19 protein-coding genes and 1 tRNA gene are annotated in these 24,897 nt (G+C 45.3%); 8 read left to right on the top strand and 12 right to left on the bottom strand.

The features are described from left to right. Nucleotides 1–8 precede the first annotated feature (8 nt). The 9 genes from QZY95_RS11635 to QZY95_RS11595 form a co-directional block, all read right to left on the bottom strand. Complete coding sequence (locus tag QZY95_RS11635; RefSeq protein WP_290923652.1) at nt 9–386, bottom strand: nuclear transport factor 2 family protein; 378 nt, start codon at nt 384–386, stop codon at nt 9–11. A 495-nt stretch (nt 387–881) separates the two neighbouring features. Then, nucleotides 882–1,598 (bottom strand): aspartate/glutamate racemase family protein, encoded by a 717-nt coding sequence (locus QZY95_RS11630; protein ID WP_290923650.1) that lies wholly within the window; start codon nt 1,596–1,598, stop codon nt 882–884. 216 nt (nt 1,599–1,814) lie between these two features. Next, on the bottom strand, nt 1,815–3,197 hold the full coding sequence (locus tag QZY95_RS11625) for an NAD(P)/FAD-dependent oxidoreductase (protein WP_290923648.1): 1,383 nt from the start codon (nt 3,195–3,197) through the stop codon (nt 1,815–1,817). Next, nucleotides 3,197–3,490, bottom strand: a complete 294-nt coding sequence (locus QZY95_RS11620; RefSeq protein ID WP_290923646.1) for a (2Fe-2S)-binding protein — start codon at nt 3,488–3,490, stop codon at nt 3,197–3,199. The genes QZY95_RS11625 and QZY95_RS11620 overlap by 1 nt, the downstream gene beginning before the upstream one ends. 31 nt (nt 3,491–3,521) lie before the next feature. Then, on the bottom strand, nt 3,522–4,637 hold the full coding sequence (locus QZY95_RS11615) for an FAD-dependent oxidoreductase (protein WP_290923644.1): 1,116 nt from the start codon (nt 4,635–4,637) through the stop codon (nt 3,522–3,524). A gap of 171 nt (nt 4,638–4,808) precedes the next feature. After that, nucleotides 4,809–5,183: a RidA family protein gene (locus QZY95_RS11610; RefSeq protein WP_290923642.1), complete on the bottom strand. Its 375-nt coding sequence runs from the start codon at nt 5,181–5,183 to the stop codon at nt 4,809–4,811. Between the two features lie 390 nt (nt 5,184–5,573). Next, nucleotides 5,574–7,022 (bottom strand): sodium:solute symporter family protein, encoded by a 1,449-nt coding sequence (locus tag QZY95_RS11605; RefSeq protein WP_290923640.1) that lies wholly within the window; start codon nt 7,020–7,022, stop codon nt 5,574–5,576. Nucleotides 7,023–7,346: 324 nt separating this feature from the next. Continuing rightward, complete coding sequence (locus QZY95_RS11600; RefSeq protein WP_290923639.1) at nt 7,347–9,407, bottom strand: sigma 54-interacting transcriptional regulator; 2,061 nt, start codon at nt 9,405–9,407, stop codon at nt 7,347–7,349. 192 nt (nt 9,408–9,599) lie between these two features. After that, a complete protein-coding gene (locus tag QZY95_RS11595; RefSeq protein ID WP_290923637.1) occupies nt 9,600–12,080 on the bottom strand; it encodes a glycyl radical protein in 2,481 nt (826 codons plus the stop codon). A gap of 1,489 nt (nt 12,081–13,569) precedes the next feature. Here QZY95_RS11595 and QZY95_RS11590 point away from each other — a divergent pair. The 7 genes from QZY95_RS11590 (at nt 13,570) to QZY95_RS11560 (ending at nt 21,676) form a co-directional block, all read left to right on the top strand. After that, on the top strand, nt 13,570–14,580 hold the full coding sequence (locus tag QZY95_RS11590) for a TRAP transporter substrate-binding protein (RefSeq protein WP_290923635.1): 1,011 nt from the start codon (nt 13,570–13,572) through the stop codon (nt 14,578–14,580). 64 nt (nt 14,581–14,644) lie between these two features. After that, on the top strand, nt 14,645–16,507 hold the full coding sequence (locus QZY95_RS11585) for a TRAP transporter large permease subunit (protein WP_290923634.1): 1,863 nt from the start codon (nt 14,645–14,647) through the stop codon (nt 16,505–16,507). 84 nt (nt 16,508–16,591) lie between these two features. Continuing rightward, the gene (locus tag QZY95_RS11580) at nt 16,592–17,518 is read left to right on the top strand and encodes a glycyl-radical enzyme activating protein (RefSeq protein WP_290923632.1); all 927 of its coding nucleotides are present in this window, start codon (nt 16,592–16,594) and stop codon (nt 17,516–17,518) included. Between the two features lie 96 nt (nt 17,519–17,614). Then, a complete protein-coding gene (locus tag QZY95_RS11575; RefSeq protein ID WP_290923630.1) occupies nt 17,615–19,009 on the top strand; it encodes a sigma 54-interacting transcriptional regulator in 1,395 nt (464 codons plus the stop codon). 26 nt (nt 19,010–19,035) lie between these two features. Then, nucleotides 19,036–19,773 carry a sulfite exporter TauE/SafE family protein gene (locus QZY95_RS11570; protein ID WP_290923628.1) on the top strand — a complete coding sequence of 246 codons (738 nt, stop codon included), beginning with the start codon at nt 19,036–19,038 and terminating at the stop codon, nt 19,771–19,773. A gap of 351 nt (nt 19,774–20,124) precedes the next feature. Continuing rightward, nucleotides 20,125–20,700 carry a DUF4125 family protein gene (locus QZY95_RS11565; RefSeq protein WP_290923626.1) on the top strand — a complete coding sequence of 192 codons (576 nt, stop codon included), beginning with the start codon at nt 20,125–20,127 and terminating at the stop codon, nt 20,698–20,700. A gap of 22 nt (nt 20,701–20,722) precedes the next feature. Further along, the gene (locus QZY95_RS11560; protein ID WP_290923624.1) at nt 20,723–21,676 is read left to right on the top strand and encodes a DUF4037 domain-containing protein; all 954 of its coding nucleotides are present in this window, start codon (nt 20,723–20,725) and stop codon (nt 21,674–21,676) included. A 90-nt stretch (nt 21,677–21,766) separates the two neighbouring features. Here QZY95_RS11560 and QZY95_RS11555 read toward each other — a convergent pair whose 3' ends face one another. From QZY95_RS11555 to larB, 3 genes are all read right to left on the bottom strand, one after another. After that, the gene (locus tag QZY95_RS11555; protein WP_290923622.1) at nt 21,767–22,381 is read right to left on the bottom strand and encodes a TetR/AcrR family transcriptional regulator; all 615 of its coding nucleotides are present in this window, start codon (nt 22,379–22,381) and stop codon (nt 21,767–21,769) included. Between the two features lie 335 nt (nt 22,382–22,716). Beyond that, nucleotides 22,717–23,697, bottom strand: coding sequence for an arginine N-succinyltransferase (locus QZY95_RS11550; protein ID WP_290923621.1), 981 nt, complete (start codon nt 23,695–23,697; stop codon nt 22,717–22,719). Between the two features lie 225 nt (nt 23,698–23,922). Beyond that, the gene (gene larB / locus QZY95_RS11545; protein WP_290923618.1) at nt 23,923–24,633 is read right to left on the bottom strand and encodes a nickel pincer cofactor biosynthesis protein LarB; all 711 of its coding nucleotides are present in this window, start codon (nt 24,631–24,633) and stop codon (nt 23,923–23,925) included. Between the two features lie 178 nt (nt 24,634–24,811). Here larB and QZY95_RS11540 point away from each other — a divergent pair. Continuing rightward, nucleotides 24,812–24,886 (top strand) — tRNA-Gln (locus QZY95_RS11540). Nucleotides 24,887–24,897: the final 11 nt, after the last annotated feature.

Raw genomic sequence — 24,897 nt, 5'->3', positions numbered from 1 at the left:
CTGTTTGCTTACTTAGCAATCGGCTCGGAGTAGAAAGTTTTTGATACGATAATCCATTCACCGTTGTTCTTGATAAGGGAAAGATAGTCGGTGAAGAGACGGTCAACAATTACAAGGTTAACTTTAACCATTGCGTAGTCTTTGTTGATAAAATCGATAGAAAGAATGTTGTCTTCGCGTGGTACACCTGCGTCTTTAGAAGACGTACGGCTTGCAATGCGCTGTTTAAGTACATCGCGGCCTGCGATAGTAACTTCGCCGTTATCAACAAAGGAGATGTGTGCACCTTCATGGAAAACTTTTTCCATAGTTTCTGCATCACCTTCATACAGCATAATGAAGTAAGTCTCTAAAAATTCAATAATTTCTTTGATTTCAGCTTGCATGTCTTTTTCCTTGCAGAGGGAAACAACGTATGCCGTTAAGGGCGGCAATTGCTGCTAACGAAAAGCACAGACCCTATTATGCGCTTGCTGTGCAATTCGGTAAAAGTAACGTTTTTGTTCTGTCGCAAATTTCAGCCGGAATTAACCTAGGGAACACGGTTCCCTATTTGAAATCACCTCTCTGCATAGAAGGTTTCTATAAGAGAGGATGTTAGAATATGGCAAAAATGTTGTCTACCCTAAAAAGATTCTGTTGTAGTACCATTTTGGAATATAAAGACATCTTTTTTACTATATCTTAAGAGTATTCAATTCTGATTAATACAGTCTGGATTTATTCATATGTGAATACTGCAATGAATTAGCCTTACATTGTATGCAATGTAAGGCTAAAAGTATTTGTACTGCTTGTTGCAAAGTAACAGAGCCTTCGTGGGGACACGATTCGTTAAACAAGGGCTTTGGATAAGCTGTTACAATACAGTACAAATAAAATTATTTTCGGTAATCTGGGCGGCGGACACAAAATGCAGCATATTCAATAAGCGCGTTGATGTCGTAAACCGGAAGCCCGATTCGTTTATGCACAGCGTGAGAGAATGCAGGAAGGTCAGTGCATTCAAGGATGAGTGCATCAAGGTTGTTTTCTTTTACGAGTACTTCTGCCGCATCGCAGATTTCTGCTTCCATACGGTCGAGGTCAATGTCGTTGTTTTTGCCTTCGATAATGGTGTTCCAGAAGTAGTCGTAGCCTTCCATTCCTTTAATAATAAAGTCATTAATATCTGAACCTACACCTTCAAAATGTGCTTCAGTTAATGCTTTGTTACTTGCTGTAAGAATGCCGATGGCGGCATCTTTGCCATGCATGGTGCGCACCATCGGGGCTTGAACGAGGCTGGAGACAAGTACTGGAATAGAGACTTCAGCTGCTATTTGCGGCTGGAATCGTGCCATGAAACCACAGCTTCCTGTAATAGCTTTTACGCCTTCGGCTTCCAGTTCTTTTGCTGCATCAATAAACGGCTGCATTAAATCCGGTGTCGGATTAAAGAGTAGACGTGGGATATCGATGTTTTTTAGCACCTTGTGGACTGTTGGAAACGGGAATGTGTAATGGTTACGCAAGTGTCCTTTGGGCTTAGCAAAGGATGACTCAAGGCAGATAATACCTACCGGCATATCTTGGTATAAGTAGCCGCCTTTTAACATATGTTTCTCCAAAAAAGTGTGAGGAGTGACCGGCACGGACTCGCTAACAGAACCGTGCCGGAGTTTGCGGAAGAATCACTCCATGCGTCCTTGGCTATAGTTCTATGTAAAGGTTTTTCCGATAAACAATGAATACCTGCCGGTTGTGGCAATGTGTCGTCTTGAGGAGCGGGTATTCATCGGGATATGGTGGAATATCGGAATCGCCTGAATTAGTTACTGTGCCTCGGGAAAGTCTCGTAATTCACGAACAGTAATCGGTCTGATCGGCGGTCGGATGTTCAATGCTCCAACATTCGGAACTTCACTACCCAGTGCTGAAGCAGCGATCTCTGCCAGTGCTCCACCGCACATGCGACCTTGGCATGGTCCCATTCCACAGCGGGTACGCAGTTTAATTTCATTAACATCGTGACAGCCTTCCTTTACAGCCTGTCTGATGTCGCCAGCCGTTACACCTTCACAACGACATACTAATACGTCGTCTGCAATGTCGAACAGTCCTTTTTTAGGAGCAAAGAACGCATCGACAAAACCACGGGGAGCAAGCGCTTTATACAGACGCTTTTTGAGAGGCTTAATCTGACGTTGTGCTGCGCTTTCGCTGATAACATGAAGACGGCGAGCCACATCAATACCGGCGAGTTCACCTTTGGCTGCGGCAGCATAGACGCCGTGAACTTTTTGACCATCGCCCACAACATAGATTGAATCTCTGCTGGAGCGTCCGAACTGATCTGTTTTGGCGTACCAGTAGCGTTGTGTTTTATCCCACGCATGCTCAAGCTTCAGCATACGTGATACGTGTGTCCGCGGGAGCATACCTTCGTGAACAAGCAGGGTGGCAGCCTTGATTGTTTTGGTTTCTCCTTTGTGCGTGAAGGTCACTCGATTCAACTGGCCGTCGCCTTCTGCTTTAATGTCGCTTGCGCCCATGTACTGTTTAACTCTGCTACGGAACATGTTCACTACCATTTTGAGCCCTTTCAAAAGGAAAGGTACATCAACAAGAGCGAGTGGCATGTGCAGCATGGAAACAGCTTTGTTCTGGATAGGACTTGTATCGAGAACGCCGGCAACCTCTACCCCCAGCTCCACAAGATGGTTTGTTACCAACGGGATAAGGGGGCCGTTACCTGCTATAACTACAGGGCCATGGGGGACAAAACCGGCACTTTTGTAAAGAAGATCGGCAGAGCCTGCGCTCATGACACCCGGAAGAGTCCAGCCTGAGAAAGGAACCGGACGTTCCATTGCACCAGTTGCTACGACAATGCACTGGGCTTTAATTTCCCGCGCAGTTCCGTCTGTGCTGCAAAGAACACGTCCCGGCTCTGCGTCCCAGACAGTTGTTTTAGGCAGGTACACTGCACCACTTTTATTGAAGCGACCCACCAGTTCCATACCGTCTTTGCGGTCTTCTTTGGAGAGAAAGTTTTTACGCGCGTTTCGACCGGAAACAGAGCGGTAAATTTGACCGCCGGGGAGTTCCTGCTCATCAAGGAGGATTACGTCCAAACCATTTTCAGCGGCTGCACTGGCTGCAGACAGACCGGCAGGCCCTGCGCCGATAACAAGAAGATCATATTGCTCCTGCATTAGTATTTCTCCCTCATGGCATTTTGACGTTTTACCTTCATCCCTTCCCGTACTGTAACGAGACAGGACTGCTGGTTAGGCACGCCGTCAATTTCCATCATGCATTCAAAGCAAACGCCCATGAGGCATACAGGTGCACGGTTGTCACCTTTTACCGGATTTTTACCGGTGTGTCCGGCATGACCAGGGCCAAGAACAGCAGCAGCTACAGATATATCAGCAGGGACAGTCAGTGGTTCATCTTCAAAGTAGATGGTTACGGTGTCCTGCAAAATGGATGTGTTTGTAGACATGAAAAAAGCTCCAAATAAAAACGACGGCGAGCTACTTCTCGTCGAAACGTGAAAGCGTAAAGTTAGCTGCGGTGTTGCAGATATCGTTACCCATAATAAAGTCCGGCAATTCTGCTACGTGTACGGCAGCAAGGGTTACAGCGCTGTGCGCGTTGATGATGAACCCGTTTTCGTGTCCCGGAATTTTGTCGTAAATCGGGAAGCCGTCTTTAGGCCATACGCGCAAACAGCTCCATGTACGGATGATGCGCAAGTCTGCAAGTGCAGGCCAGATGTCAGTGGCCCATTTAGCTACGTGACAGAATTTTTCGGAATGAAGTGAAGTGTCTGTGCCGACGTATTCGTGCTCAAAACCAACCATGACTGTGCCGCCGCGTGTGCGGGTGATACCAAGAAGAGGAGAAGGCAGAATGTCTGGAATACGTTCTGTCAGGAAAACTTGTCCTTTGTTAGGAACAACAGGAACAGTGACACCGAACTTACCGGCAAGTTGACGGTTGCCGAGTCCGCCTGCAAGAACAAGGCGGGTACATTCAATTTCACCTTTGTCTGTTGTAACCAGATAGCCGGAGTCAGTTTTTTCTACGTCAATTACAGACGTATCTGAAATAAGTGTACCGCCAAGGTTTGCCATTCCGTGCCGAAGAGCGAACATAAGCTTCAACGGTTCCACAAGACCGTCTTCAGCGCACCAAGTTCCACCGGTAACGTTCGGGCCGAAGGTGATGTTCGGGAGCTTTGCTTCAAGCTCTTCACGAGTCATCATGGAACCCGGGTATCCTTCTTCGCCAGCTTCTTTTCGAAGGGCTTCCAGATAGTCACTGCGTTTTGTAAATTCTTCTTCACCGAGGCAGGGGATAATGCCACCGGACTCGGTGTATTCGATGTCGATGCCGGAAGTTTTCTTCAGGTCTTCGGCAAGATCACCGAAGAGTTTGGAAGAGTTGAAGCACCATTCAACATAGTTTCTGTTTCCCAGCGCCTTAGACTGGCACCAGATAAGTCCCATGTTGCTTCGGGAGGCTCTATCAACTGGTGGTGTTGCATCTACTACACCTACATTGATGCCTTTTTTGGCAAGCCCGTAGCCCACAGCGGCACCGGTAACCCCACCGCCCACGATGAGCACATCAAAATTTTGTCGCATTATGCGATCCTTTTTTTTCCTGCAGTAACGTCGTATCTGCTTACTATATGGTTTAGCAGTATCCGGATTAGCGGTGCAGCTCCGAAATCCGGAGAAAATAAGTAAACGGAAAATTGATTACGGAAGCAGTTGATGTCGATACTGTTCTACAGTCGGCAGACTGCCCGTGGTTTACGATTCTCTGTATGCAATTGCATCCACTTCGATTTTACAATCACACATCATAGTGCCCTGAATAGTAACGCGTGCCGGTGCATGCTCAATATCGAAGAACTCCGCAAAAACTTTGTTGAATTCCGCAAAGTCGCGTGGATCGTCAATCCAGACGCCAACGCGCACTATGTCTTTCATTTCATAGCCGGAGTTGGTTACGACTTTTACGAGATTTTTAAATGTTAAACGGGCCTGATCTGTCATGCTACCCGCAAGAAGATCGCCTTTTGCATCACGAGGAACCTGACCGGTCACATACAGCCAACCGTTTGCTTCTACTGCGTTAGAAACTGGAAGTCGGGGATGAGTACCGTGTCGTGTAATTGCAGACATTGTTTGATCCTTTATTTTGACTGAGCGCATACAGTCAGCGCTGTACGCTGCAATGAATAATGGCGCCTGCGTTCCGGCGCTATGTAGGATTTTCATAGAACGCAGGTGCCATTTGTTTGCTTCTGAATTTGAAGCAAAAATCGCAATCTCTTTATGTATAATCAGCAGGTTGAATCGATTAAACAGAACTCAGTAACTAGACTGCGTGATTCAACGGTATGGTAATTTGTTGAAAGACCGCCCGCTAGGCAGGCGGTCTTTATTCTTAATCGTTTTTGCCTAAGCTTTTCACCCAGGTTATTACGTTTACGGCAACCCATGCGCCGCAAATGATGTTGAGTGCGAAGGAGGCATAGATAAGGTACTTAACGAGAACTTCCATATATCCTCCTACAGGAGTTTTTCCGGTACGAATGCACCCTTAGGCTCAATGTTCTTTGTAGCCATGTGGACGATAAACAGCACCAGACAGTTTGCAACAATACCAGCGAGGTTCGCCGGAATGCCGAACGGATCGTGCAGCACTTTGTCACCCCAGATAAAGCAGGTTGCGAGGCCGAAGAAGACCGCAGGTGCACCGGCATACGGGGAGATTTTGATGGTTCCGATTTTTCCTGACAGTGCGATAAGCAGTGGTGGCAGCACTGCGGACGGCCAGAGCTTGAATACGTAGACCATCAGGCCGAATACATCCTGGAAGAGAACAGCAACACAGATGGAACCGCCGCCGATGACCAGAGTTGCCCAACGGGACTGTTTCAGCAGGGTATCCTGCGTAGCATTCGGGTTTACAAATTCATTGTAGATATCGCGGGTGTAGATAACCGCAGCAGTGTTGATGAATGAGTCACCGGTGGACATTACGGCAGCGAGAAGTGCACCGAAAACAATACCGGCAAGACCCATAGGCAAGGTGTCGCGTACAAGGTTGGTCATTGCGAGACCCGGCTCTACGTTAGGCTGAAGGACAAGGGAAGCGAGTCCGATACCTGCAGTAGTTGCGAGGAAGAAGCCGTAGTAACCTGCAAAGATGAGAACACCTTTTTTTGATTCTTTGGCTGATTTTGCTGTTGCGTAACGCTGAATAAAGTACGGAGCACAGAATTCACCGAGCAGGAACGCAAGGAACAGACCTAGGAACTGCATTGGAGTCCAGTCTGCAAAAAGCTGGAGTTTGGTTGCCATTTCCGGAGCAGAGTGGAGTACTTCCATAATATGGTCGTAACCGCCTGCGTTGTTCATGGCGAGAATGCCACACAAGGAGATACCAACAGCAAGAACTACGTACTGAACTGCGTCAGTAAGAACTACTGCAAGCATACCGCCTGACCATGTGTAGGCAACTGTGATAACGGAAGAGAGAATTGCGGCTGGAATAATATCCATACCGGTTGCGGTCTGAAGAATTCGACCCATAGCAAGAATCTGTACCCCGAACAGCGCAAGGCAGAATAAGAATGCTACGATACTTGAGAACAGGCGTCCCATACGACCATAGTACAGACCGTATAAGTCACCAATACTGTAAATGTTTTTACCGGCTTCACGTACTTTACCCGCGATGAAAAAGCCGGACCAGAACTGGTTTAATACTACACCTATAAGACCGGCAAAGACAATGATGCCTGTCTTATGCATAAATGCAATACGACCAATTGTAGCACCACCACCGCACAGTGTTGCTGCAATTGTAGCAAATAAAATAGCAGTTGGCACACTACGACCGGCAACAGCGTAATCGTCGAAACTATCGACCTTACTCATCGTGTAGATGCCCATCCATATGACAAGCCCGAAGTATAAAAATACTACGATCATGTCTAACCAGTGAAGTCCCATGCATACTCCTCATTGTTTGATCGCTAATCGACATAAAGTCGCCAACAAATGACAGAATAGCGAGATTATTGTCGCACACTATTCAAAGACTGCATTTGATATGAGCAAGGAGTATACCACTTAGATTTTATGAGTTATTGCTCTGATTTCATTGATTTTATCAGTAAATAAAGTGAAATCTAAAGTCTGTAACGTTTTATTACAGTTGGTTGTTTACTCAATAAAAAAACAGGGCTGGAGAGCCCTGTTTTCGGTGCATAACGAAATTGTTATTGAGTGTGTGTATAATGTGTAATAAAATATTACATGTAAACTTTTATTACACTACGAAGCATTCAATCCGTATTTTTTAAGTTTTCTGTATAGGGTAGGCCGACTGACACCCATTGCACGGGCAATTTGACTTAAATTGCCATGATGTTCCTGCAAAAGTCGGGTAATGAGTGCTTCTTCCATTTCCTCAAGCATTGCCTTGCTCTCAGTATTTAAATTTCGAACCTCTTCAGGGAGTTCATTTACACTGGAAAGCGCTCTGCCGGAGGCTAAATTACGGGCTGTACGTGTATCTGTGTGATCAAGACCGAGGTCGTCTGGTTGAATTACTTTTTGTTCACAGATGTTTACTGCACGTTCTACCGCGTTTTCCAACTGTCGGATATTTCCGGGCCATGATGCGTTAACCAGAGCTTGAAGAGCCGGTTGGCTGTATTCAAGTTCTGGTTTGCCCAGACGAGGGCGGATTCGGTGCAGGAACGTTTCCGCCAGAGATAATACATCTGCTCCGCGATCTCGAAGAGGCGGGATTGTGATATTCAGTGTGCTGACTCGATAGAAAAGATCTTCACGGAAGGTACCGCGTTCAATTGCCATATCCAGATCAACGTTTGTTGCGGCGATAATGCGAAGATCAACTTTGATAGGTTGCATGTCGCCTACACGGTTTACTTCACCTGATTGAAGTGCACGAAGGATTTTAACCTGCATGTCGAGAGGCATATCGCCGATTTCATCAAGAAAGAGGGTTCCGCCGTCGGCAAGTTCAAACTTACCTGGACGACCGCCTTTACGAGCTCCAGTAAAAGCGCCTTCTACATATCCAAAAAGTTCACTTTCAAGTAATTCGTTTGGGATAGCACCACAGTTGATGACAACAAAAGGTTTATTGCGCCGAGGGCTGGCATTGTGGATGGCTTGTGCAAAGAGCTCCTTACCGGTGCCGGTTTCCCCGTGCAGAAGCACAGAAGCGTTTCCTCGTGCTGCTGCATGAGCAACTTTTTTAGCTTCTTCAAGGGCTATACTGGAACCGATAATAGAATCGAATGTAAAGCGTGCCTGTGTGCCTGCCATTTCGTTTGCAAGCTGGAGCATTCTGTCGTGCTCCATGACCAGAAGGATACCGCCGGCACTTTCACCGTCAGGCATCGTAATTGGGTCGAGTGTACAAACTAGAGGAAAGCGAGAATCACCACGTACAAATGTTACCTCTCGTTCGGTAAAACCGCGTTTAGTGCGGAGCATTTGTTTCCAGTTTGTACGTGTGCGTGTAAGAGCTGAAATATTAAGACCGATTTCTGAATCAGGATTCATAAGAGATGCGCCAGAAGAAGCATTTTGATCCAACCCGAGCAATGCATTGGCCTTTTTGTTTATCTGCACAATATCGCCTACTTCGTTAAGAGCGATGATGCCTCGTTGGTCAGATTCCATAAGGGCAGACATATATGTATTTCGAATAGCGACTTCTCTGGCTTTTTCTATTTCACCAATTTGTGAGCGGATAGCCTTTGCTGTGAGAATTACCATTCCAAGGGTATGCACGTGTACCGCACTAGCAAGTCCGCTTAGAGCGATTACACCGATAAGGTTGCCGTTGTTATCGTGTACTGGCGTGGCAGAGTTTGTGATGTGATGTGCACGTTTACAAAACATTTCTTTTCCGGAAATTTGGATAGAAATTCCTTCCTTAAGAACAACACCGATACCGCAAGTACCTACTGCTTCTTCTGTCCATAAGTAACCCGGCATGCAGTTACCCATTTTGTAGTGCTCCATTAACTGGGCATCGCCCAACGTATGGAGGACATATCCATCTGCATCAGAAACAGCCATACAAAAACCTGAGCCTTTGAGAATTCGGTACAGGGTCGACATTTGTGTGGTTACAAGATCATAGAATGGCTGACTGTCTTTTATACGCTGGCGGAGCATCTCTGGAGAGAGTTTATATTTTTCGGGGGAAGCTGTTTGGTTTGGATCTATTCCCATCGCACGTGAACGGGCATGAGATTCTTGGATAATCTGTTCATGACGACGGGCATTAACCTGCGAGCTTACAAAGCGTTCACTGGCTAACGGAATGGTTCCGTGTGGTTGATTTGAGTGCATTATGTTTCCCCCATATGCAGTGGCAGGTGTGTAACGTTTTGTTACGGCATATGATGTATATTGCGTAGATATAACAGAAAGGCAAGTTTTTAAAATATGAATGATTTCATGATGTTAAACCATGATCATAGCTATAAAAAAAAGCCCCGACACTTACGTGTCGGGGCTCATTATTTCATCTAGTGCGCGATACTAAACAGATTCGTGTGCAGTACGTGCGATGAGGTCGTTCTGGAGATCTGGGGACAGATCTACGAAGTATGCAGAGTAGCCTGCGATACGAACGATGAGGTTACGGTATTTTTCTGGATCTTTCTGAGCAGCGATCAGGGTATCTTTGTTGATAACGTTGAACTGAACGTGCCAGAGTTTAAGGTCGCAGAAAGTACGGATGAAGGAAACGAGTTTTTCGGTACCTTCTTCACCTTCAACACACTTCGGAGTGAACTTGATGTTCAGCATACGAGCAGCGCGATCGCGGTGGCCGTAGTTTTTAGAAGTGTAGTTGGAAAGAAGAACTGCTGTAGGACCGTTTTTGTCAGCACCGTGAGATGCAGAAGAACCGTCAGAGAGAGCAGTCCAAGCAAGACGACCGTTAGGGGTTGCACCAACTACTTTACCGAATGGTACGTGGGAGGTGAATGGTACGTAACGAACGTCGTTGTGCATGCCGAGTTCTTTAGCGTATTTCTGGCCGTAAAGAACGTTGAATGCATCAATTTTGTTTGCGAGTTCATCAGCGTACTCGTCGTCGTTGCCGTAGCAAGGAGCGGTCATGAGGAGCTGACGTACGTCTTCTTTGCCTTCGAAGTTGCAGTCACAAGCTTCGATAACTTCTTTCAAAGTGAGTTTTTTATCTTCGTATACGAGTTTCTTGATAGCGCAGAGGGAGTCTACGAGAGTACCAAGACCCATGTGTTCGAAGTAACCCATGTTGATGCCTTCTGGGATCTGCGGTGTGTGCAGGTCGAGGCAATGTTTCATGCAGAGGTCATGCATTGCAGAACCGAGAGGCTGTGCAAAGTGCTTAGCACGAAGGTTGTTAATTACGTACTGCTGGTAGAATGCAGTCTTGAGGAAGTGATGATGCTGTTTTTCGTATGCAGCAAAGAAATCTTCCCAAGTTTCAAAGGAGAGAGGATCGCCGGTTTCGAGACCGAGAACTTCGTCGCCGTGTTTGATCATTTTACCGTTATGCAGAACCATTTCGAGAGCTGCTACGAAGTTGATGTATGCACCACCGGAAGTGTATGTGTCGCGGTTAGGCATACGTGCTTCGGTACAACCGGAAACAGCGTAGTCGTAAGCTTCTTCAAAGGTTGCACCTTTGGAAACGTAAAGAGGTACTACTTCTTCGTCGTTGATGAGTTTAGGGAAGCCGGAGCCGTCCTTAATGGTTTCAGCAACGTCAGCGAGGTAGCGCTCTGGAGAACGAGAGTGAATACGCGCTGCAAGGTCAGGGTAGTGAAGCGGGAATTCACGTTTTGATTTAAGGAAGAGGTAAGTCAGTTCGTTGGTTGCGTCGCGACCTTCTGGAGTCTGACCACCAATTGTTACTGCTTCCCAGTGAGCGTAGCCTTCGTTGAATGCGCCGCCGGTAGGGGAAACGTAGAGGTCGATGAACTGAGCCATACCAACCCAGAGACACTCGAGAAGTTCGAGAGCCTGGTCGTCGTCAAGGATGCCAGCTTCTACGTCAGCCTGGTAGTAAGGGTAGAAGTACTGGTCCATACGGCCGTTAGATACGATTGTACCAGTTTTCTGCTCGATACGAGAGAACATCTGGGTGAACCACTGAGACTGAACAGCTTCGTGGAAAGTACGAGCTGGGTGCTCAGGAACGTGAGCACAAATTTCAGCCATTTTTTCGAGTTCAGCTTTACGAACTGGATCAGATTCTTTCTTAGCGAGTTCAGCTGCGAGCTCGGAGTGACGACGTGCCCATGTGATGATCGCGTCACATACGATTACGATAGACTCGAGGAAAGGTTTTTTCTCAACGTTATCGAATGGGGAAAGCGGATCGAGAGCTTCGATTTTTTCGAGAGCTTCTGCTTTAATGCCACCGAAACCACGTTTGAGGACCTTTTCGTAGTCATGAACCCACTGAATGGAAGAACGGAAAGAAGAAGTTTCGTTAACGATGAAGCGGGAAGCAAGGCCTTCTGGATCATCGTAAGTAAGTTTGTGAACTTCTTCAGGGAAAGATTTGTTGAGAGCTTCGTGGTAAGTTTTACCTTTCCAGTAAGGAGCGATCTCTTCAACTACTACTTTAGCATCTTCAGGAGTAATAGAGAAAGGAGACTCTGTACGGTTAGGAAGGTCTTCAACTGCGATATCAAGGAAGTCACCGTCGAGTTCAGGGTAGAGCAGACCGTAACGACCTTTTACACCACCACGACCACAAATGAGGTTGTCGTCATCGATGTAAACAGTGATGTTTTCAGCAACGTGCTTCATTGCTTTTGCCCAACGCAGGCAGAGCATTTCACCTTCGGTCTCTTTCATGGACTCGGTGAAGTATTTAGCACGTTCAATGTCGATCATTGGACGAACGTTGTCGAAGGTTTCGAGGATTTTGAATACACGCGGGTGGGATGCGCGGTAGATATCTTCTTTGCCTTCAATTTTATCGAGCAGACGCTGTTCGTGAGGTGATACACAACAAGACATAACTGACTCCTGTGAATTAGGTTCAAAATAGGTGGCACATAAAATGTGCTGTACCTGTGGGTTAAAAATGCTGCGGCCGCTGTGTGCTCAGCAGCAGTAAATTTTGATTCTCTTTTTAATAAGGACTTGCGCTTCAGCAGCTTTTTTCAGTGATCGTTAAAGCAAGCTGCTTAGTGAATCGCGCCCTGTGATTTTCTTAGAGCAAAGGTGATGCCAATGTGTGCCGAAAGAGCTTTTTTTGTGCGTTTAGAGGGCAAAAAAAGTCTTTTTAAGCATGCTGAAAGTCGATTGAAGGGTTCCAAAATACGTTCAAATAAATTGAAACACTGCCTCAATCCTATTGAATAAAGCGGAGTTTGGGGTTTTCGCAATAAGTGGTTTTTGTCTTGTTCAGAGCGTCAGTAAAAAAAATTAAGAAATTGGAATTCGCTTTGTGAAAAATAGCTCTTGTACTTTTCGATAGGTCCTCGTGAAATTCTAAGAGTGCTCTTTGAGGAGGAAAAGTGATGCTTAACTGCAACATTTCAGTAAAAATATTTTCTGAAGACTGTAAAATCAATATGTTATGGCCTGTTGCATTATTGCCACGCTCGTTCAGGATTTGCATCGTTGCAACATGACGAGAGGCGTCTTGCGGTAACTATCCGAAATAGTATGATTATTATTAGATGTGTTTTATGCCACTGTGCCCTATATAATGATAGCGCGTAAAAGCTATTTTTGAGTGGTTAAACAGTCAGAGTGGGTGGTATCCGTGCTCTGGCGCGGAGCTTACGGGAGAAAGATATGGTGACGACTAGTAGAGGGAGAGCACCAGTGTTTAATAATACCTGATTGTAATTAAGCGGATATCTTTGTGAAAATAGGTACAATGTCGAGCGTAAATGGCGTTTGTAGGGCATTGTTTGATACAGTTTCTGAGCATTTTGGGAATAAACGGTAGTTTTTTTAAGTGATTGCAATTGAAGAATGGTTGTATTCTGTTGATTTGGCGAGGAAATTTAGAGCAAGGTCTTTTTGATGCAAAAATGCAACTGTCGATGTTTAAATGCATCATTTCACTTTGCCACAGTCAATATGCCTATATAAATGAATAAAGAAGATGTGTGTTGCAAAATGGAAACCTGCGACTAGCATTTTTGCAACTCTGAAGGGGCTAATTTGACCCAAAAGAAGACAGACGGGCGTATTTTTTTCAGAGAAAGTCAGTACAATTTATGGCGGCTGTAAGCTTGATTTACAGTTTTAATGCTATGACAGTCAAAAAACTTGTAAAGCATTATATTTTAGATTGTTAGAGGAGAGAGTGACGAGTGGTTACAGTGTATGGCAGGTGAAATGCGTAACTTGTGCTACAAACTGCTTGCACGAAAAATCACAAATAATAACAAAAAGCGTGCCGATTGGCATTGGTATTGCTTTTATACACTGCGGTGCACTTAACGGCTTTATAGGTGCACTTGGTTTTTTTCAATCAATTGGAGGATATATGCGCTATTTTATTAAATCCTTTATGATGCTGTTTGTAGCTGCAGTACTTGTTGTCGGTGCTACATCTATGGACGCTCAGGCTCGCAAAATTACTCTTCGCCTCGGTCACCCGATGGCTCCAGGTAACAACGTTACCCTTGGCTATGAGAAATTTAAAGAGCTCGTAGAAGAACGCTCTAACGGCAAGATTCGCGTTCAGCTCTACGGAAATGCTATTCTCGGTAGTGACCGTGTAACCATGGAATCTGCACAGCGCGGTACTCTTGACCTCGCTTCCAGCTCTTCCCCGAACATGGCTAACTTCTCAAAAGCATTTATGGTGTTTGACCTTCCTTACGTAACCAGCCCTAAGCATCAGCAGAACCTTTACGCAGCTCTAGATAACGGGGAGCTCGGAAAGTACCTTGCGGCTGAACTCGAGAAGATCAACCTTAAGCCTATCATGTACAGTGAATACGGCTACCGTAACTTTGTTGCTACCAAGAAAGAAATCAAAACTGTTGCAGACCTTGCTAACATGAAGGTTCGTACAACTGCTTCTCCTGTTGAAGTAGCTGTTGCTTCTAAGCTTGGTATGAACCCAACTCCTATTGCTTGGGGTGAGGTTTACACTGCACTTCAGCAGGGCACCGTTGATGGCGAAGGTAACACCTTCTCCCTCCTTAACGATGCTAAACACACTGAAGTACTTAAGTACGCGATGGATTCTGCTCACAACTACTCCATGCACATCCTTCTTATGAACAAGAAGAAGTTCGACGGTCTTTCCCCAGAACTGCAGGAAGTAATTGTATCTTCCGGTCGTGATGCTCTCGCTTACCAGCGTAGCATTACTGCTGACCTTGAAGCTAAAGCTATTGAAGCTTTCAAAGCTCAGGGTATCAAAATCCACAACCTCAGTGACGCAGAGCGTGCTGAATTCGCTAAACTTACCCGCCCTGTCTGGGACGAGTTTGCTAAGGATATCCCAGCGGATCTTCTTAAGCTTGTTCAGGACACACAGAAGTAGTTCCGTTTAGGGGCGGGCTGCTGCCTGCCCCTTTCCCTACGACGGTGCTGCACTAGGAGAAACAATGACAACCCTTTCCCAGACAGCAGAAAAAAAGTCCTTCCTTACCTGGTTGGACGATAACTTTGAGAAACCGTTTCTTTTTACGGGGATGCTCAGCATCATTCTCATTATTACTTTTCAGACATTTTACAGATACATTGGAGCGTACTTTTCTTCCGACGCCAGCGCGGCAATTTGGACTGAAGAGCTCGCTCGTTTCATTTTTATCTGGATTTCATACCTTGCTATTCCGGTAGCAATTAAAAACCGCAACAATATTCGTGTTGATATTGTTTATGACCGCCTTCCGACTCGACTTCAGCAAATCAGTTGGATTGTTGTAGACCTCTGTTTCCTCGTACTTGTTGCAGTTGTGTTTTACATGGGCTTGAACCATCTTGAGATGCTCCTCGAGTTCCCTCAGGTGGCACCGGCCACAAACATGAGTTACTTTATTCCGTACCTCATTTTGCCTGTCGGCTTTGCTCTTATGGCAATTCGTCTGCTTCAGGACCTGTACAAACAGGCTAAAGAATGCGGACTTCTTGATACATTGCTCGGTGTTGCGTTCACAGCAATTATTGCAGCTCCGGTACTTATTAGTGAAGATCTGAACACTCTTCCTGTATTGTTCGGTTACTTCCTCCTTTTCCTCGTAATTGGTGTACCTATCTCAATTGGATTGGGTCTTGCAGCTACTGCAACCATTTACGCAACAGGTACTCTGCCGATTGAGTATGTGGCTCAGATCACATTTACCTCTATCGACAGTTTCCCGATTATGGCTATCCCGTTCTTTATTGCAGCGGGTGTGTTCATGGGTGCTGGTGGTCTTTCCAAACGCCTTCTCAACCTTGCTGATGAAATGCTCGGTTCTCTTTACGGCGGTATGGCTCTGGCTACTATTGCAACCTGTATGTTCTTTGCCGCTATCTCCGGCTCCGGTCCTGCGACCGTAGCAGCGATTGGTTCTTTGACCATTCCGGCGATGGTTGAGCGTGGTTACGACAAGCTCTTTGCTGCTGCTATCGTTGCAGCATCTGGTGCTATTGGCGTAATGATTCCGCCTTCTAACCCGTTTGTAGTATATGGTGTATCTGCTCAGGTATCCATTGGTAAGCTCTTCATGGGTGGTATTGTTCCTGGTGTTCTCACCGGTCTTGCTCTCATGCTGTACGCATACGTTTACTCAAGAAAACGTGGCTGGAAAGGCGAACAACGTGAACGTAACGCATCTACTTTTATGCGTGCTTTTTGGGATGCTAAGTGGGCACTCATGGTTCCTGTAATTATCCTTGGTGGTATTTACGGTGGTATCATGACTCCTACCGAAGCAGCAGCGCTTGCAGCGTTTTACGGTCTGGTTGTTGGTGTGTTCGTTTACCGCGAACTCAACTTCAAAAACCTGGTACCAAGCTTCATGGAAGCTTGTTCTACCTCTGCGATCGTAATCGTGCTGATGGCCATGGCTACCATTTTCGGTAACATCATGACCATTGAGCAGGTTCCAACTACAATTGCGAATGCGATGATGAGCCTCACCAGCAACAAGCTGATGATTCTGTTCCTTATCAACATTCTGCTGCTTATTGTTGGTACCTTTATGGAAGCTCTTGCAGCTATCGTTATTCTTACACCGATCCTTCTCCCTATCGTGATGAAGGTTGGCGTAGATCCTGTCCACTTCGGTATCGTAATGGTAGTTAACCTTGCGGTTGGCTTCGTAACTCCACCAGTTGGCGTTAACCTCTTCGTTGCAAGCGGTGTTGCGAATGCTAAAATTGAAAAGCTCTCCAAAGTGGCTCTGCCGCTTGTAGGCTTGATGATCGCGGTTCTCTTGCTTATTACATACTGCCCGGCAATTCCTTTGCTTTTTGTAGACTAACTCAATGAACGGACGCCCGTTCGCCTATACGGGCGTCCGTTTTCTCCGAATCAGGCAAACTGCTTAAATTACAGGATTACTGCAATGACTCAAAAAGAAATTTTAAACACAACTGGTCAAGTCTTCAATATTCAGAAATACTCCGTACATGACGGGCCGGGAATCCGTACTGTTGTTTTTCTGAAGGGCTGTCCTCTTTCTTGTATGTGGTGTAGTAACCCGGAATCCCAGTCATTTAAGCCACAGCTTGCGTACAACGCTGGTAAGTGTCTGACTCTTTCTAAATGTCTGCGTTGTGCAGAGGTTTGTACTGCGGGCTCCCTTACTCAGGGCGAAGATGATAAAATTGCCGTGAACTGGGATACCTGTACAAACTGTATGGCGTGTGCCGAAGCTTGTCCTGCAGGCGCACTCATTAACTACGGTGACGAGATGACTGTTAAAGAAGCCATCGATTCCGTAGAAAAAGATGCTATGTTCTACGCTCGTTCCGGCGGCGGCCTTACCCTTGGCGGCGGTGAACCTTTTGCTCAGCCAAAATTTGCTATTGCCTTGCTTAAAGAAGCAAAACGTCGCTACATTAAAACTGCTGTAGAAACATGTGGTCATGTTCAGACTGAAACTCTCGTTGAAGCAGGAAACTACCTGAACTTCGTGATGATGGACATCAAGAGCATGAACCCAGAAAAGCACAAAGAATTTTGTGGTGTAACCAACGAACTTATTCTTAAAAATATTAAAGCACTGCGCGAAGCTCATCCAAAACTCAAAATCCGCGTGCGTACTCCTGTTATTCCAGGGTTTAACGATACTCCGGAAGATATTCAGGCGATTGTTGATTACATTAAAGATCTTGACGTAGAGTACGAATTACTCGCATACCACCGCCTTGGTACTCAAAAATACACCAACCTTGGTCGTGAGTACCCTATGGGCGATGTAGCTCTCGAAAACGAAGTGTTCCTCCCGCTTGTGGAGATTGCTAAGCAAGTTCCTAATTACGCAAGCTAAGAAAAGTACCTTCGACTTCGGGGGAAACCTGTCTTACAATATCTATCTATGCAGGCTGCTTTGCGGCCTGCATAGATAATATTCAGGGAGAAGGGTATGGATACCTATTTAGATAAAATCGGAGCCTCAGTCCGGCACGTATTTGAAGTACTGGATGATGGAATCTATATTACGGATAAAGACGGCAAAACGCTGTTTGTTAACTCCATGTATGAACGCCTTACCGGTCTTACGGAAGGTGAGCTGCGTGGTAAGGATGTCCGGTATCTAAAAGACAGCGGCATCTTTGATGCGGTCTTGAACCCTGAAATTGTAAAAACCGGTAAACCCGCAACCGTCGTTCAGCAGCTCAAAACAGGCAAGCGTCTAGTTTTGCGCGGCTTTCCTGTTTTTGACGACGATAACGATTTGGTTCTTGTTGTTACACTTGCACGCGACATTACCCTTATTGGGCAAATGCGTAAGCAAATTGCACAACAGAAAGAACAGATCTCCCTTTTCTCAAAACAGCTTGCTCACCTGACGTCTCAGGATTCTACCGACAATAATCCTGATAACATGTTTTATGATTCACAGGTGCAGCAACTCGTTTCTCTTATTAAGCGTATTGCAGAAACTGACGCGACCATGCTTTTGCTTGGCGAAACCGGTGTAGGTAAAGACTGGTTTGCCCGTCTTGCTCATGACAGCAGTCCAAGAAGGGATGAGATGTTCCTGAAAGTGGACTGTGGCAGTATCTCAGAAAACCTGATCGAGTCTGAACTGTTCGGGTATGCTCCAGGGGCATTTACCGGTGCTACATCTAAAGGAAAGCCCGGTCATTTCGAAATGGCGAACCGAGGCACTGTTTTTCTTGATGAAATCGGTGAGCTTCCTCTTTCCATGCAGGCAAAATTGTTGCGTGTATTACAGGATCAGGAAGTTGTTCGTGTTGGCGCTTCTGTGGCAAAGAAAGTTGATGTACGCATTATTGCTGCAACTAACCGTAATCTTGAAGAAGAAGTCCGTAAGGGGAATTTCCGTAGTGACTTATTCTACCGCTTACGCGTAGCTGTTGTTGATATCCCGCCTTTGCGAGAGCGTACTGAAATGATTCCCGGGCTTGTTGAGCATTTTCTTTCCATCTATGGCGAGAAGTACAAAAAAGACATTACTTGTGCGCGTGATGCAATGCAGCTGCTTCTTAAATACCGCTGGCCGGGTAACATTCGTGAACTTGAAAACCTTGTTCAGAGTCTCGTGGTTACATTGGAGCATTCTGAAATTTCAGCGAATGATCTGCCGCCTTCCATTAATTCACGACATCCTATGGACTGTCTGCCAAACGTTGAACTTGATGCCAAGGACGACGGTAAATCTTTAAAAGAGATTATGGCTGAGCTTGAACGTCGTGTTATTCAGCAGGCGCTTGATACATATGGTTCCGTGAACAAGGCTTCTGAAGTTCTTAAAGTGAACCGCACTACAATTTTCCGAAAGATGAAGCAGTAAGCACTGACTCGTCGGACAAACACACGATGGAACACATTCTTTTTATTGCGATGGGGTGGTTTGTCGGCGGCTTTATTAACGGGCTTGCCGGTTTTGGTGCAGCAATGGTTGCCATGCCGATCATCAGTTACGTTATGGACGTGTCTATCCTCGTTCCCAGTGCAACAATGATTGTGCTGACATTGAACTGTCATGCGGGATGGGTTTACCGTAAGCATATTGAATGGCGATATACTAAGACTCTTTTAATGGGTGCAGTACCGGGTGTTGTCTTGAGTGCCTATGCTCTTCAGTTTGTTCCAGAACAGCAGCTGCGTTTTGGCATGGGAGCATTCGTTGCAGGATATGCTCTGTGGAGTCTTTTTTTTGAGAAGAAAGAAGGACGAGTCATTAACCCTGCATGGGGGTATGTTGCCGGAGTGATGTCCAGCTCTCTGGGCATGGCGTTCAGCTTTAACGGTCCACCTCTTGCAGTATATACCGCATACTGCGGGTGTCCTAAAAATGCTGTTAAGGCAATTATCAGTGCCGGATTTATTCTTACAGGTGTGTTGATTGTGTCTACGCAGGTGGTTATTGGGAATATCGATACCTTTGCACTCACTATCTATGCGGCATCAGTTCCGGCAGTGGTTATTGGAAGTAAACTCGGAATCTATCTTTCTGCTTTTATCTCAGAGGCATCGTATAGAAAATTTTTCTTTGTTCTTATGGCAATCCTTGGTCTGAAGATTGCCGGAAATGCATTACAAATTTTATTATAAATGGGGTCGCTGCAAGGCTATCGTGATGTTTTTTTACAGATATATTTTTAAGTTTATACTTTGTATCGCCAATTTATAATATTTTATGGGGCATGTTCCACATGCTACACATAATTCCCGTTTGATTGAGCCGGTTTCGTTGCTTCCATAGTGTGCTAAGCAACAGAACCGGCTCAAGTCGTTTTTTCCCTAAAATTGTGGAAATCTCATACATCCCCTTCACAAACAGAGCGGCAAGGAGTACATCTATTGGTAAAGATTCCTAGTAGGTGAATTGGCTATACTTTTTAGTATGTTGTTTCTTGTAGCTGTTCTGCTTACTGCTTGAACACTTCAAAAGTAGGAAGGTAAATGGGTATGGGTACCAATATGAATCGTGAAGAGTTAATTCATGATGTTATTGAGCGTGAACTTGTGATGTTTTTGAATACAAAAAACATGGGCGGTACAGCTTCATGTCAGGAAAATCCCGATATGTTCCGTCAGTGGCGCTGGATGATTTTTTCTGTTTTGTCTGATGAGTATATTGCTTCATACAAAGAAGATCTTATTGAAGCTGAACGTGTTGGGCGCAACCTTATGACAGAGAAATACGCACGTATGGATAATCTTATTCCTTGTGTGTCTCCCAATATTGCAAAGGTTCGTAAAATTACTGCGACTGAAAGAGATTGGATGCAGCAGCTTTTACAGGAATTTCCGCTGCTGTTTCCACAGTCACTAGCACGTTTTGATATGTATTTCCCTGCTGAAATGGAGACCCTTTCTGAGAGGAGCCTTGACCTGTATCAGGCATGTGTTGATGAAGCATTGCGTACAGGTGAAAACTTAGCACGCAAACGCTATTCAAATTTTTATCAGCGTATGGGGTTAGGCACTTTGGAAGAGTTGGAAGCGCGTCGTCGCGAGAAAATTCATCAGAGTTAGAAATAGCTACAAGGGGAGAGCCATGCAGGGATTAGCGTTATCCAAAGATTTTTATACTGAAATTGCGGCGCCTATGCTGCAGACTGAATTGCCAGAGTATGTAAATAAACTTGCTGTCGGACTTGTTGGTGAAGGGTCGGAATGTTTCGGATTTGATGATGATTTTTCACAAGATCATGACTGGGGCGCCGGCATTTGTGTTTGGGCTCCTGAATCTCTTTCCGGACAGGTTGAACCGTTGCTTGAACCGGTGTTTGCGCGTCTCCCTTCAACCTACAAAGGCTTTCCCGTCAGAATGGCACCAAAGTATCGTAATGGGCGTGTTGGGCTGTTTACGATCGAAGGCTTTTATCGTCGGTTCATCAACAGCGGGCAGCCTCTTTCTACATGGCAACAGTGGTATACTGTGCCAGAACATTTTTTAGCGGTTGCGACGAACGGCGAAGTTTTTTCAGACCCTTCCGGGAAATTCACAGCGTTTCGTGATTCGTTACTTAGTTTTTATCCAGACGATGTGATGAAGAAAAAGCTTGCAGCCCGTATCGGTGTTATGGCTCAGAGTGGACAGTATAATCTGCTGCGAATGTTGAAACGAAACGATATCGCGGCTTCTTTGCTTGCTGTTTCTCGATTTGTTGAATCAACTATCGCTGCTCTTTACCTTATCCATGGTCGCTATATGCCATTTTATAAGTGGGCATTCCGCGGAATGAAGGATTTACCAGATGGAGCTTTTATTGCCGGCAAGCTTAACGATGTTCTCGCTCTTAACCTTACAATGGGGGCAGATGTTCATAGAAATGCAGAGGCCGCTGTGGAAGCTGTCTGTGTCGAAATGATGGCCTTATTACAGCGTAAGGGGCTTAGCCGAAGCAATGAGGCATGGTTAATGACTCAAGCCGAGATGGTGCAAAGTCAGATTGAGAACCCGCAAATACGAAATCTTCCTGTCTTGCATGGTGTTCAGTGCAGTTAAGTAATGAATACGTAAAGGGCTGTCCGTTAAGACAGCCCTTTTGTTTTTTATCGGGGGGTAAAATTTGTACCTACCGCATTTTTTGAAACGCTAATTCTTTTTTCCTGTAGCTACAATGCGGAGGAAATGGCGAGGTATTTCTTGAAGAAATGCTTTTGCACGATCTTCGCCCATGTGGAATGGTGTGCGGCCGGAGATATAAAGACTAAGTAGGCCGTGTATCTGTGACCATGACATGATCATAGCGTCATCTACTGTGCATCCTTCAAAATGTCCGGCATCTATTGCGCGTTCTACTGCGTTACGAACCATAGCAAGGACGGCCTCGTATCCTTTAACCGGAACAGTGCCGTCTTCTGTGATTTGAATAGGCATGTGGAACATGAGGTCATAGTATTCCCAGTAATCTACGCCAAATCCGCTGTATTCCACAGCTAAATCTGTAAGATGCTTGATCGGATCGGGGTCCACTTCAAGTCTTGCCATGCGGTTGAGAAGGATCTGATAACCTTCAGTTCGAAGTTGATCCAGTAGCTCTTCTTTGTTTTTTACGTAGCGGTAAATAAGAGCCGGACTGTAATTAACTTTTGCAGCAATGCGTCGCATTGAGACATTGCTTACACCTTCTTTTGAAAACAGTTCGCGGGCTGCATCCAGTATGAGCCGTCGTTTTTCTGTTTGTTCTGGTGTCCAATCTTTCTTCATTAGAACTCCCTTTGCAGGCATACGGTGCTTATCTATGAAATGTGCCTTGTTGCTTCGACTTCCCCTCGTCTTTTGAAGCAAATGAACCTGCAGTAAATAAATTGTAGCAGGTTGCATGCAATTTCATACCGTATCTTGCTACTACATATAGCAAGCAGAGGTGCACGTAAACGAACTTTCTATAAAATGTTGAGTATTCTTTGGGGTGTTCATGTTTTTTTTATGTAATTACAGAGAGTTGTGGTAAAGAGAGTTTTTCGACATTATCGTAAAACGACAATCTGTGTACAAAGTAATTGCTTAGCAGGTGCTAGTTCCATGGCGTAGTGTCGCTTTTAGCAATGAGGGGCAACAAAAATAGAGTTGCCTTCGGAAAGGTGGAGTGCATCGCAGATGTTTTCACGTACAATCGCAATGCCGTTTTGAAAGCCGCAGTGTGCAATCGCTCCATAAAATTCTCCACTGTCTTTGAGAGTCCCTAGCAGGCGAATTTCGCCTTTTATGCTCCCTTTTTTAGTGGTGTGCCAATTTCCTTGCTTCAGTGGGATGAGGTCTTTTTGATCAGCCTTGTAGCATAGTGAGCCATCAACCGGATCTACTTTGTTTTGGAATGAAAAGCCTAATCGTTTTGCAAGGTGCTGAGAGCCGCGTGAAGACATTCCAACTGAGGCTTCACTTATTTTTAGCCTAGAGCAGCTTGCAGGAAGTTCATAGCTGGTAGGAAATTTGTCCATAAAGGAACGATCGTTATTAGCAATGCGTTTATAGGCTTCGCTGAAATTCATGCCGGTAAATTTTTTACCGAAACAGTTCCAAAAATGAGATTCGCCTTTGCCTGTTATTTTCCCCAAAACTTCTACCACAAAGGTGTTTGTAAAACGTTCAGGTTTCATTCCTGCGTAAAGCAGTCGTATGTGGCTTAATTGTGCTGCAAGTTTGTAATGGGTTTTCCGAAACAGATTATCAACAATGAGGCCGCCGACTCCGCTTGTCCGTGTTGTTTCAGTGCCTCGCTGGTACGTTTGCTGGTCCCCATTATCTACAACATCAATAAAATGTTGAGGACGGGTTTCAGAAATATAGGAGCCGAAGAGTGCTGATGCTCCAGCAAGTTTTTGTGTAGCCAAATCTTCACAAACAAACTGGTATATTGAAGAATCGGCTGGGAGTAGGCCGGCGAATGATTTGAGACTAGTTTCAATCCTGTTATACAAGCGTTCAGGGGATGGTTGAAAGCTAAGTAAAGGAGCTTGATGTGCCAGTCTGCAAAGCTCTTGATGATCTTCAGTTCTGACTCCGCGGATAATGAATCGCATAATAATTCCTGTCAGTCTTTAGTTCCAAGGGGATGCTAGCTTTTTTCTTGCTGTAGCCATTTTGAATGTGTCGGGTATGACGGGTAGTTCGACAACAAGACGTTGGGTTTTTCTTGTCGAAAATTAAAGCAAAGTATGTTCCATTTTTTATGTAACTTTTAATAGAATTCTAATAAAATGATTGGCCACATAAGAAAGATAATACAGTGCGTTGTTGTAAGAGCTTTATAAAGATTTTCTTAAGGGATTACAAACCATGTTATTGATGACATGAGCCTGATACCCCGCACCGAATCCGTTATCAATGTTGACGACAGAGATTCCCGGAGCGCAGCCGTTGAGCATCGTCATCAGGGCTGCGACACCCCCTAGTCCTGTTCCATAACCTACACTTGTCGGGACTGCGATGACCGGTGCCGGACTAAGGCCGGCAACAAGCGTGGGGAGAGCTCCATCCATGCCTGCAACAGCAACAATGGCTGATGCTTTGTCAAAGTCTTTAGCTGCATTTAACGCTCTATGTACACCTGCTATCCCGCAGTCGAAATGACGAATTACATTACTACCCAAAAACTCGGCAGTCTGTGCGGCTTCTTCTGCAATTGAATAGTCAGATGTTCCGGCATTAATAACGAGAACACAGCCAAGGCGTTTTTTATTTATCGAGTCGTAAATGAGCGTACGGGACACCGGATCATAACGGACATCAGGAATGATTTTTTTTACAGCGAGATAATGATGTTCGGAGGCTCTTGTCCCTAAGCATTCGCCGTGAGCTTCCACCATGTTATGAAATATTTCAGAAAGGTGTTCAGACGTTTTTCCTTCGCAGAAAATTACTTCTGGACATCCTGTTCGTTGCGATCTGTTAAGGTCTAGCTGGGTATGATTTTGGAGCATAGTATGAAGCGTTGTATCGCAAGCTGTGATTGCCATGCACGACACACTTGTTTTGTGGTTGATGGTTTGGATAGGGGGAGACTGCTACGGTCAGCCTCTTTCGTACGGTGGATTCAGGGTAAGTGCAATGAACAGAAGTGGGAAAAATAAAAAAATCATTTTTCAGTGTTGACAAGGTGTAGCAAATTCCATAAAAACACCTCTCACAACTTGCTGGGCTATCGTTCAATTGGCAGGACGACGGGTTCTGGCTCCGTTAATCAAGGTTCGAGTCCTTGTAGCCCAGCCAAATTTTCTTTA

The sequence above is a fragment of the Halodesulfovibrio sp. genome, from assembly GCF_015482765.1.
In the GTDB taxonomy this organism is placed as follows: Bacteria; Desulfobacterota; Desulfovibrionia; order Desulfovibrionales; family Desulfovibrionaceae; genus Halodesulfovibrio.
This window is presented reverse-complemented; position numbering and strand designations above follow the sequence as displayed.

What these genes read in the sequence shown, in the direction of transcription:
- QZY95_RS11635 (WP_290923652.1), bottom strand. Translation starts at nt 386, where the DNA reads ATGCAAGCTGAAATCAAAGAAATTATTGAATTTTTAGAGACTTACTTC.
- QZY95_RS11630 (WP_290923650.1), bottom strand. Translation starts at nt 1,598, where the DNA reads ATGTTAAAAGGCGGCTACTTATACCAAGATATGCCGGTAGGTATTATC.
- QZY95_RS11625 (WP_290923648.1), bottom strand. Translation starts at nt 3,197, where the DNA reads ATGCAGGAGCAATATGATCTTCTTGTTATCGGCGCAGGGCCTGCCGGT.
- QZY95_RS11620 (WP_290923646.1), bottom strand. Translation starts at nt 3,490, where the DNA reads ATGTCTACAAACACATCCATTTTGCAGGACACCGTAACCATCTACTTT.
- QZY95_RS11615 (WP_290923644.1), bottom strand. Translation starts at nt 4,637, where the DNA reads ATGCGACAAAATTTTGATGTGCTCATCGTGGGCGGTGGGGTTACCGGT.
- QZY95_RS11610 (WP_290923642.1), bottom strand. Translation starts at nt 5,183, where the DNA reads ATGTCTGCAATTACACGACACGGTACTCATCCCCGACTTCCAGTTTCT.
- QZY95_RS11605 (WP_290923640.1), bottom strand. Translation starts at nt 7,022, where the DNA reads ATGGGACTTCACTGGTTAGACATGATCGTAGTATTTTTATACTTCGGG.
- QZY95_RS11600 (WP_290923639.1), bottom strand. Translation starts at nt 9,407, where the DNA reads ATGCACTCAAATCAACCACACGGAACCATTCCGTTAGCCAGTGAACGC.
- QZY95_RS11595 (WP_290923637.1), bottom strand. Translation starts at nt 12,080, where the DNA reads ATGTCTTGTTGTGTATCACCTCACGAACAGCGTCTGCTCGATAAAATT.
- QZY95_RS11590 (WP_290923635.1), top strand. Translation starts at nt 13,570, where the DNA reads ATGCGCTATTTTATTAAATCCTTTATGATGCTGTTTGTAGCTGCAGTA.
- QZY95_RS11585 (WP_290923634.1), top strand. Translation starts at nt 14,645, where the DNA reads ATGACAACCCTTTCCCAGACAGCAGAAAAAAAGTCCTTCCTTACCTGG.
- QZY95_RS11580 (WP_290923632.1), top strand. Translation starts at nt 16,592, where the DNA reads ATGACTCAAAAAGAAATTTTAAACACAACTGGTCAAGTCTTCAATATT.
- QZY95_RS11575 (WP_290923630.1), top strand. Translation starts at nt 17,615, where the DNA reads ATGGATACCTATTTAGATAAAATCGGAGCCTCAGTCCGGCACGTATTT.
- QZY95_RS11570 (WP_290923628.1), top strand. Translation starts at nt 19,036, where the DNA reads ATGGAACACATTCTTTTTATTGCGATGGGGTGGTTTGTCGGCGGCTTT.
- QZY95_RS11565 (WP_290923626.1), top strand. Translation starts at nt 20,125, where the DNA reads ATGGGTATGGGTACCAATATGAATCGTGAAGAGTTAATTCATGATGTT.
- QZY95_RS11560 (WP_290923624.1), top strand. Translation starts at nt 20,723, where the DNA reads ATGCAGGGATTAGCGTTATCCAAAGATTTTTATACTGAAATTGCGGCG.
- QZY95_RS11555 (WP_290923622.1), bottom strand. Translation starts at nt 22,381, where the DNA reads ATGAAGAAAGATTGGACACCAGAACAAACAGAAAAACGACGGCTCATA.
- QZY95_RS11550 (WP_290923621.1), bottom strand. Translation starts at nt 23,697, where the DNA reads ATGCGATTCATTATCCGCGGAGTCAGAACTGAAGATCATCAAGAGCTT.
- larB (WP_290923618.1), bottom strand. Translation starts at nt 24,633, where the DNA reads ATGGCAATCACAGCTTGCGATACAACGCTTCATACTATGCTCCAAAAT.